Source organism: Streptomyces sp. W16 (assembly GCF_033194735.1).
GTDB lineage: Bacteria > Actinomycetota > Actinomycetes > Streptomycetales > Streptomycetaceae > Streptomyces.
Genome location: NZ_JAWOAI010000063.1, coordinates 18,775 through 28,058, shown reverse-complemented (window position 1 = coordinate 28,058; position 9,284 = coordinate 18,775). Strand labels below are relative to the sequence as shown.

At 69.2% G+C, this 9,284-nt stretch carries 10 protein-coding genes; 3 read left to right on the top strand and 7 right to left on the bottom strand.

What is annotated here, in order from left to right:
- Nucleotides 1-369: nucleotidyltransferase family protein (locus R6V09_RS11495; RefSeq protein ID WP_317881277.1), on the top strand; the 369-nt coding region annotated here is incomplete at its 5' end.
- A gap of 187 nt (nt 370-556) precedes the next feature.
- Complete coding sequence (aceB, locus tag R6V09_RS11490; protein ID WP_317881276.1) at nt 557-2,179, top strand: malate synthase A; 1,623 nt, start codon at nt 557-559, stop codon at nt 2,177-2,179.
- 7 nt (nt 2,180-2,186) lie between these two features.
- On the opposite strand, the gene R6V09_RS11485 is transcribed toward aceB, so the two are convergent.
- The 6 genes from R6V09_RS11485 to R6V09_RS11460 all read right to left on the bottom strand — a co-directional run bounded on the left by R6V09_RS11485 (nt 2,187) and on the right by R6V09_RS11460 (nt 8,125).
- Nucleotides 2,187-2,456, bottom strand: a complete 270-nt coding sequence (locus tag R6V09_RS11485; RefSeq protein ID WP_317881275.1) for a SelT/SelW/SelH family protein — start codon at nt 2,454-2,456, stop codon at nt 2,187-2,189.
- On the bottom strand, nt 2,453-3,367 hold the full coding sequence (locus R6V09_RS11480) for a HipA family kinase (protein WP_317881278.1): 915 nt from the start codon (nt 3,365-3,367) through the stop codon (nt 2,453-2,455). Before R6V09_RS11480 ends, R6V09_RS11485 begins: the two co-directional genes overlap by 4 nt.
- 162 nt (nt 3,368-3,529) lie before the next feature.
- The gene (locus tag R6V09_RS11475; RefSeq protein WP_317881274.1) at nt 3,530-4,138 is read right to left on the bottom strand and encodes an SMI1/KNR4 family protein; all 609 of its coding nucleotides are present in this window, start codon (nt 4,136-4,138) and stop codon (nt 3,530-3,532) included.
- Nucleotides 4,139-4,143: 5 nt separating this feature from the next.
- A complete protein-coding gene (locus R6V09_RS11470; protein ID WP_317881273.1) occupies nt 4,144-5,103 on the bottom strand; it encodes a DNA/RNA non-specific endonuclease in 960 nt (319 codons plus the stop codon).
- 288 nt (nt 5,104-5,391) lie between these two features.
- Complete coding sequence (locus tag R6V09_RS11465; RefSeq protein ID WP_317881272.1) at nt 5,392-6,537, bottom strand: FAD-dependent oxidoreductase; 1,146 nt, start codon at nt 6,535-6,537, stop codon at nt 5,392-5,394.
- Between the two features lie 55 nt (nt 6,538-6,592).
- The gene (locus tag R6V09_RS11460) at nt 6,593-8,125 is read right to left on the bottom strand and encodes an MDR family MFS transporter (RefSeq protein WP_317881271.1); all 1,533 of its coding nucleotides are present in this window, start codon (nt 8,123-8,125) and stop codon (nt 6,593-6,595) included.
- A 168-nt stretch (nt 8,126-8,293) separates the two neighbouring features.
- Here R6V09_RS11460 and R6V09_RS11455 point away from each other — a divergent pair, with 168 nt between their 5' ends.
- Nucleotides 8,294-8,908: a TetR/AcrR family transcriptional regulator gene (locus R6V09_RS11455; protein WP_317881270.1), complete on the top strand. Its 615-nt coding sequence runs from the start codon at nt 8,294-8,296 to the stop codon at nt 8,906-8,908.
- 135 nt (nt 8,909-9,043) lie between these two features.
- On the opposite strand, the gene R6V09_RS11450 is transcribed toward R6V09_RS11455, so the two are convergent.
- Entirely contained in the window at nt 9,044-9,205 is a 162-nt protein-coding gene (locus R6V09_RS11450) for a hypothetical protein (protein ID WP_317881269.1), read from the bottom strand.
- Nucleotides 9,206-9,284: the final 79 nt, after the last annotated feature.

Below are 9,284 nucleotides of genomic sequence, written 5' to 3'. Positions count from 1 at the left end.
CCGGAGTGGGAGCGGGGCATGGGGTCCTCGCTGCGGGCCGGGCTCGACTCGCTCGCCGGTACGGGGGCGCGGGCGGCGCTCGTGTCGCTCGTCGACCAGCCCGGGATCGGTGCGGAGGCGGTGGCGCGGGTGCTGGCCGCCTACCGTTCCGAGGACTCGCTCGTCTCGGCGGCCTACGACGGGGTACGCGGGCATCCGGTGCTGTTCGGGTCCGCGCACTGGGCCGGGATCGCCGAGAGCGCGACCGGGGACCGGGGGGCGCGGGCCTACCTCAAGGCGCACGCGGACTCGGTCGTGCTCGTCGAGTGCGGGGATGCGGCGGAGCCGTACGACATCGACACTGAGGCGGATCTCGTCCACCTTGAGTGAGCGGGGTGGCACCGAGCGCCACTTTGGCTCGATGCGGAGAATCTCGACGTCAACAAACCATTGAACTTCCACGATGAGGAAACTAGTATCCACTGTTCAGAAGCGCCCGACGGCTCCTCGGGTGCTCCCAGCCCTACCCGGGTCACCTGGCACCCGGTGCCTCGCTCGCTGAAGGAAGTGACAGTTCATGTCCGCACCAGCGCCGTCCTCGCCGGTCGTCGTCGACGCCGAACCCCTGCCCCGGCAGGACGAGGTCCTCACGGATGAGGCCCTCGCCTTCGTGGCCGAGCTGCACCGCCGGTTCACGCCCCGCCGGGCCGGACTCCTCGCCCGCCGGGCCGAGCGCCGCGCGGAGATCGCCCGTACCTCCACGCTCGACTTCCTCCCGGAGACCGCCGCGATCCGCGCGGACGACTCCTGGAAGGTGGCCCCCTCCCCCGCCGCCCTGAACGACCGGCGGGTCGAGATCACCGGCCCCACCGACCGCAAGATGACGATCAACGCCCTCAACTCCGGCGCCAAGATCTGGCTCGCGGACTTCGAGGACGCCTCTGCGCCGACGTGGGAGAACGTCGTCACGGGCCAGCTCAACCTGATCGACGCCTACACCCGCGCCATCGACTTCACCGACCCCAACTCCGGGAAGTCGTACGCCCTGAAGGCGAATGAGGAGCTGGCGACCGTCGTCATGCGGCCTCGCGGCTGGCATCTGAACGAGCGTCACCTGCTGGTGGACGGTGAGCAAGTCCCGGGCGCCTTCGTGGACTTCGGGCTGTACTTCTTCCACAACGCGCAGCGGCTGCTGGACCTGGGCAAGGGTCCGTACTTCTACCTCCCGAAGACCGAGTCGCATCTCGAAGCCCGGCTGTGGAACGACGTGTTCGTCTTCGCGCAGGACTACGTCGACATCCCGCAGGGCACCGTCCGCGCGACCGTGCTGATCGAGACGATCACCGCCGCGTACGAGATGGAGGAGATCCTCTACGAACTCCGCGACCACGCCTCGGGGTTGAACGCGGGCCGCTGGGACTACCTGTTCTCCATCGTGAAGAACTTCCGTGACGGCGGGCCCAGGTTCGTCCTCCCGGACCGCAACGCGGTGACGATGACGGCCCCGTTCATGCGGGCGTACACCGAACTCCTCGTCCGTACCTGCCACAAGCGCGGGGCGCACGCGATCGGCGGCATGGCGGCGTTCATCCCGTCCCGTCGTGACGAGGCGGTCAACAAGGTCGCCTTCGAGAAGGTCAAGGCGGACAAGGACCGTGAGGCCGGCGACGGTTTCGACGGGTCCTGGGTGGCCCACCCGGACCTGGTGCCGATCGCCCTGGCCTCCTTCGACGCGGTGCTCGGCGACCGGCCGAACCAGAAGGACCGGCTGCGCGAGGACGTCGACGTCAAGGCCGCCGACCTGATCGCCGTGGACTCGCTGCACGCCAAGCCGACGTACCCGGGGCTCGTCAACGCCGTTCAGGTGGGCATCCGTTACATCGAGGCGTGGCTGCGCGGGCTCGGCGCGGTCGCCATCTTCAATCTGATGGAGGACGCGGCCACCGCCGAGATCTCGCGCTCGCAGATCTGGCAGTGGATCAACGCTGACGTCGAGTTCGAGAACGGTGAGAAGGCGACTCCCGAGCTGGCGCGCAGGATCGCCGCCGAGGAGCTGGAGAACATCCGTGCCGAGATCGGCGCGGACGCCTTCGCCGCGGGGCACTGGCAGCAGGCCCACGACCTGCTTCTGGAGGTCGCGCTCGACGACGACTACGCGGACTTCCTGACGCTGCCGGCGTACGAGCAGCTCAACGGCTGACACACCGTCATCTGTCCGAGTGGCCCAGGGACTTGTCCGGGGCCACTCGGTCGCGTACGAGCTGCTTCACGGCCGTGGGCTCCGGGAAGCCCTGTTCGCGACGGTCCCACACAACCTCGTCGTTGACGCGGACGACGAAGACACCGCCGGTGCCGGGCTTCAGGGACAGTTCCGTCAACTCGGTCTCGAAGGTGGTCAACAGCTCCTGTGCCAGCCAGGCCGCGCGCGGCAGCCAACGGCACTGGGTGCAGTACTCGATCTCAACTCGCTGGGTCATCCGAGGTGTACCGACCAATCCTGTTCCGCCGCCGGTCTGCCGTGCAGGTCGGGGACCCGCTTGAGCCAACTCGGGCGGCCCTGCTGTGTCTTCGCCGCGCGCCGGGCTTCCTCGGCGGCGAGTTCCTCCCTGCTGGGGAAGTCGGTGGGCAGCCAGGCCGCGGAGGCCCGCACGCGCGCGTGGAGGTGGGCGACGTACGCCTCCCGGACGGCGTCGGGGGTAGCGAGGCCCGGTTCGCCGGCCAGCCAGGCGTCCGGCACCTCGGCCACGATCCGGCGCAGCAGCTCCTCGGTCACCCGGGGCGCGAGTTCCGCGTCGGCGGCCCGGATATCGGGGGTGTAGCGGCCGAGGGCGTGGTGGCGGAAGTCGTAGGCCTTCGTGGGGTCGGCGCCGTCCCAGCGGTGATGGAAGACGAGGGCGGCGCCGTGGTCGATCAGCCACAGGCGCGGGGGTGCGACGCCGAGGGTGGGCCAGATCATCAGGTTCGAGCTGTGGACCGTACGGTCGACGTTGACGGTCAGCGCGTCGAGCCAGATGATCTTCCCTGCCTCCAGCGGGTCGACCGTGCAGCGCGCGGCGACCTCCGGGGTGAAGTCCTGGGCGCCCGGCAGATAGTCCATGCCGAGGTTCAGGCCCGCGCTCGCGGTGTGCAGGTCCCGGACCTCCTGGTGCGGTTCCCCGTCGGCGATCTCCGGGTCGAAGTGCACGAGCACGAGTTCGGGGAAACGCAGTCCCAGGGCGCGGGCGAGTTCCCCGACGACGACTTCGGCGACGAGTGCCTTGCGGCCCTGCGCGGAGCCGGTGAACTTCACGACGTAGGTGCCGAGGTCGTCGGCCTCGACGACGCCGGGGACGGAGCCCCCGGAGCGCAGGGGCTCGACATAGCGGATTGCGGCGACCTCTCTCAGCACTTCTGAGGCCACCTCCCTCCAGCGTTCCGTCGACGGCCGTCCGGCCCCGGCTCCCGGCCTCCGGCATGAAGTGAGCATAGTAACCGGGGGTGATCACCGGCCGGGAGTGCCCGGGCCACCGCGCCACGGTCACGAACGGCGTGACCGTGGCCGTCGGCGAGCTCACATTCCGCGAGGTGGGCCGTATCGCGTCTCAGGACGCTCGTCCGGGGTCATCGGCAGGTCCTGGAGGGCCACCGGTCCCGGGTAGAAGGCGGAGCCGCCCGGGCCTGTCACCTCCTCGCCGACCAGCCAGCGGTAGAGCCACTCCGCGAACGAGAACGAGTACTCAAGGAATTCATAGTCGCCGTTCTCGATGAACAGCGACCCCCGGCCCGAGGCTCCCCCGGGAGCGTAGAAGATCACCTCGGCCCGGTCGGTGCTCACGATCGGGATCAGGCCGTCCGGAGTACCGAAGACCAGCTCAGGGACGCCGAGCGAGATGCGGGGGTCGCCCTCGGGTTCCCCTTCGTCCCACTCGACCTGCGACCAGGACTCGGAGGTTCGGCGAATGTCCTCGGCCAGGTTGAACCGTTCGGTCGCGGGATGGGTCAGATACAGGTGCCCGTTGATCTGAACAGGGGCGTAGGCGTCGACGATCTCCTTGTAGTCGGCCGGGAGACTCACCCCCAGCTCGTTCTCCACCCTCCGCCACGCCTCGGGATCCCGGTACCGCCACAAGGGCTCACCGAGCATCTCCAGCACGCGCTCAAGATAGTTCTCGTTCTTCAACCCCGTCACCTCCTCGGGCAGTCGGCGCTGCCCCGAGTGGTCCCGCCCATCGGCGACTGCGTGATCACACAGTGCTTCATGTCTCCGTCTTCCACAGTCCCGTAGTTGTACTCGATCTCGGTGGGTACGCCACTGCCGCTGTTGCCGTAGTGCGGGATCACGGAGATCTCCACGTGCTTGCCCGACTTGACGGAGTTCCTGATCTCCTTTTCCACGCCGTGATTGAGGTACGGGCTGTTGGTCTGCTCGTACTCCGCCACCAGGTTCCGTAGGTCGATCCCGGACCCGGTCGCCGCAGCGGGAATCAGATGGCCGTTGGCGGGTTTGTGGCCCTGGTGCGCGATCTCCGCCATGCCCGGAGACTTCGTGGACGAGTTGGTGTTCGTCCCCGGCGCCTTGCGGCCCTTGTTGTAGTCGCTCTGGTCCAGCAGGCCGTACACACCGGTCGCCCGGCACTCGTAGCGGTCCTCGAAGGTGTCGTAGTAGCGCTCGCGCGGCAGGTACACGGCGTCTCCCGTCGGGCTCACTCCCGGACCGACGTCGCATTTCTCGTCGTCCCGGTCACGGCCGTCGTTCTTTCCGCCCGGGTTGTCGACCGGCGCGTGCAGGAGTTCCTGGGCGTCGTCCGGCGTGTAGTCGTCGTTGTCCCCGAGGTCCAGCATCTGGGCCGCGCCGACGATCATGTCGATCACGTCGCCCGGCTTCCAGCCGCCGTCGCCGTTTCCGTTGCCGCCGCAGGAGTAGGTGCAGGTGTAGGTGCCGGTGCCGGTGCCCGTGGAGACGAGGGCGGATTTGCCGACGCCCCGGTACATGGCGTCCGCCTGGGCCGAGAGCGCACTGGACGCGCTGCCCGCGTACGACTGGGAGAGGACGTTGGTGTACGTGTACGAGTAAGTGCCGGTCGTCGTACCGGAGTCGGTGTGCGCGGCCTCCCAGCCGACAGCGCCGCCGCCGAGGATGGTCACCGTGCCGACCCGCCCTGAACGAACGACAATGCGCGCTCCTCTGGGACTTCCGACCGCGTCAACTCGCATGAGCGTGAAACAGCCGAAAGATCTTCAGTGGCCGTCCGGCCCTTGCTCCCGGCATCCGGCATCCGGCATGAGGTGAGCAGAATGACCGCCGAGGGTGATCGCCGGTGAGGAATACCCGAGCCACGGTCACGACGGGCTCTCCCGCCTCCAGCGTGATGGAGGCGTAGGTGTGCCGCAGCATCCGAAGGCCCCCACAGCCGAACCTCACGGCTCTGCGCGTCAGTTGCTGTCGTCGGTGGCGAAGTCGGGCAGTTCCGTGGACAGCAGCGCCTCGGCACCGTTGTCGAGGAGCTGCTGCATCTCGTGGGAGCGGGGCAGCATCGTCTTCTCGTAGGCGTGGATGGCGTCGTCGATGCTGTGGTGGTTCACGACGGCGAGGGCGAGTTCGCAGGCGTCGAGCATGGCGAGGTTGACGCCGACGCCGAGCGGGGGCATGAGGTGGGCGGCGTCGCCGAGCAGGGTGACGGTGGGGTTGTGCTCCCAGGTGTGGGGGACGGGAAGGGCGTGGATGGGGCGGTCGACGTAGCGGCCGTCGTTGTCGGTGATCAGTCGGCGCAGGCGTGGCGACCAGTCGCGGTACTGGTCGAGGAGGAAGGCGCGGATGCCGTCGGTGTCCTGCGTGGTCAGGCCCTGGGCGGTGATCCAGTCGGCGGGGACGCGCTGGATGGCGTAGACGCGGATGTGGTCGCCGCTGTTGCGCTGGGCGAACAGGCCGCGGTCGCCGTCGGCCGCGGCGGCGCTGCCCTGGCCGACGAGGTCGGCGATGTCGGGGTGCCGGCTGTCGACGTCGTCGAACCAGGCTTCGAGGAAGCTGACGCCGCTGTAGCGGGGGGTGGCCAAGGAGATGGCGCTCCTGACCTTGGACCAGGCGCCGTCGGCACCGATGACGAGGTCGGCGTCGGTGGTGGTGCCGTCGGTGAAACGCAGTTGCCGGGGCCCTTCGGCGGGGCCGTCGACGGACCGGAGGGTGTGTCCCCAGTGCACGGTGCCGGGCTTGAGTGAGTCGAGGAGTAGGTCGCGCAGCTGGCCGCGGTCGATCTCCGGCTTGAAACTTTCGCCTTCTTCGGGGACGTGGTGGAAGAGGATCGCTCCTGCCGCGTCCATCTGACGCGACTCCTGCCCCTCGGCGCGGGACAGCCGGAAGAACTCCTCCAGCAGGCCGGCTTCGCGCAGGGCGATCTGGCCGTTGTCCTCGTGCAGGTCGAGGGTGCCGCCCTGGTTCCGGGCGTCGGGACCGGTCTCTCGGTCGTGGACGGTGACGGTGATTCCGTGCCGCTGAAGGATGCGGGCGCAGGTCAGGCCGCCGGGGCCGGCGCCGATGATCGCGATGCGGGGGGTGGGGGTGGTGTTCGTCGTGGTGGTCATGGTGGTGCTCCGTTCGTGGCGCGCGGCGCGGTGCCGGCGTGGATGTGTGTGGGCGTCAGGTCGCGGTGCCGACTGCCGTGTTCCTCGTGGTGTCGGCGGGTGCGGGGGCGCCGGCCGCCTTCAGCGGGACTTCGATGACGAAGAGCGCGGCGAGGAAGGCGAGGGCGCACAGGATCGCGCCGGTGAGGAAGATGTGGCTGGTGCCGACGGAGACCGCGTCGAGGTAGGCGTCCTCGACGCCTACGGGAAGCTTCTGCGCAGCACTCGCGCCGGCGTCAGTGCCCGGCAGGTGTGACTGGGTGGCGCGGGTGAACAGCGAGCCGAAGACGGCGACGCCGAGCGAGCCTCCCAGGGTGCGGAAGAGGTTGACCGAGCTCATGGCGGCCCCCATGTCCCGCAGCGCGACGCTGTTCTGCGCGATCGTGGAGGCCATCTGCAGCGTGAAGCCCAGGCCGATGCCGACGAGCACCATGTACAGGCCGGTCAGCAGGCGCGAGGTGCCGGTGTCCATGGTGGCCAGCAGTCCGAGGCCGACGGTCAGGAACGCGGTGCCGACGACGGGGAAGATCTTGTACTTGCCGGTGGCGGACATGACCTTGCCCGCGAGGGTGGACACGATCACGACCGGAATCATCATCGGCAGCATCAGCAGCCCGGAGTTGGTGGCCGACGCGCCCTGCGCGGTCTGCTGGAACAGCGGCAGGTACAGGCCGCCGCCGAACATGACCACACCGGCGACCAGGAGCATGGCCATCGCCAGCGGGTAGTTGCGGTGGTTGGTGAACACGCTCAGCGGCAGCAGTGGCTCGTCGACCCGCTGCTCCACCCGGACGAACAGGGCCAGCCCGATCACGGCCACGGCGCCGAGGGCCAGGATCCGCCAGGAACCCCACGCGTAGGTGCTGCCCGCCCAGGTGGCGGCCAGGACGACGGCGGTGATCGCGATGGTCAGCAGGCTGATGCCGAGCCAGTCGATCTTCGCCTTGATGTGCCGGGACGGTGTGTGCAGCATCAGCGCCAGCCACACCAGGGCGACCAGACCGAGCGGCAGGTTGATGTAGAAGGCCCAGCGCCAGTCCCAGTGGCCGGTGACGAACCCGCCGAGCAGCGGGCCGCCGATGGTGCCGATCGCCATGACGGAGGCGGTCATTCCCTGGTACTTGCCACGCTCCCGCGGCGGCACGAGGACGCCGATCAGGGCGAAGGCGCCCGCTCCGATGCCGCCGGCGCCGATGCCCTGCACGATGCGGAAGGCGATCAGCTCGCCCATGGACTGGGCCGCGCCGCACAGGGCGGAGCCGACGACGAACACGGCGATCGCCGCCAGGTAGGTGCTTTTACGGCCGACCAGGTCGCCGAGCTTGCCCCACACCGGGGTGGTCACGGCGGTGACGAGCGTGTAGGCGGTCACGACCCAGGAGATGTGCTCCAGGCCGCCCAGGTCGCCGACGATCGTGGGCATCGCGGTGCTGACGACCATGTTGTCGAGCATCGACAACAGCATCGCGAGCATGACGCCGAGCAGAACCCAGCGCACGTTCTTCGGTACGGCCGGCTCGGCGGAGGGGAGAGAAGCAGTCGCGGACATGGCTGATCACTCCTTTCAGGGAGGAGGGGACGAGAGGGGGAAGGAGGCGGGGCGGTGATCCGCGAGCCGCCACTCCAGAAGAGCACACCGACTAAATAAGTGCAACCGATGCACTTTTAAATCGGATGCACTTTCGCATCTGGTTAACCAAGGAGTAGGGTTCTGGGTATGCCCGACACAGAGACCACCCCGGCCCCGGTGGCGCCGATGGGGCGCCGCGAGCGCAAGAAGGCCGCCACCCGCCAGGCCATCGCCGACGCCGCCCTGCATCTGTTCCTGGAGCGGGGATACGACGAGGTGGGTATCCGCGAGATCGCGGACGCCGCCGATGTGTCCACCACCACGCTGTTCAAGCACTTCCCGGTCAAGGAAGCCCTCGTGTTCGACGAGGACGCCGAGCAGGAGGCACGCCTGCTCGCCGCGGTACGCGAACGCCCTCAGGGCCAGTCGATCCCCGCGGCACTGTGCGAACACGCACTGCACCACCGCATGGGCGCCACGGGCGGCGACGCCCACTTCGCCGCGTTCTTCGACCTGGTCAACAGCACCCCGGCACTACGCGACTACGTCCAGGGCATGTGGCTGCGCCACACCAACGCCCTGGCCCGCACCATCGCCGAGGAGAGCGGGCTGCCGGCGGACGATCCCACCTGCGCCGTCCTGGCCCACTTCGCCCTCGAAGCCCCGCGCGCGGCCCACGGCAACGACGATCCGCGCCGGGTCATCACCCGCGCTTTCGACCTGCTCGAAAACGGCTGGCACACGCTCACCTCTGGCCGGTGAGCCACTCGGCCGACTGCGCTTCGGCCGCTCCGGGCACGCCGTCCAGGGCGACATCGGCGATCGCGCCCTGCACGAGCCGACAGCGGCCCAGGCACACCGCAACTCGGCGTCCCGGCCGAGGAGTTCAGCGTTGCGTCAGCGGGCCGAGCCGACCCCGACGGGGCCGCCGGACGTCAGCCGCCGGCCGCTCGGTGGTTCGCCCACCAGGGCCGCTTCCCCACCGCTTTCGACCACGCGATCGCGGCCCGCGACTTCGATCTCGCCGGCACCCTGCTCGGCTACGAGAAGGGCGGCCACCCTCGCGGTTGAACGACCACCGCGGATGGTCGCCCTGTGGGTGGACGCCCCGCCCACATCAGACCCCCGCCTCGAACCG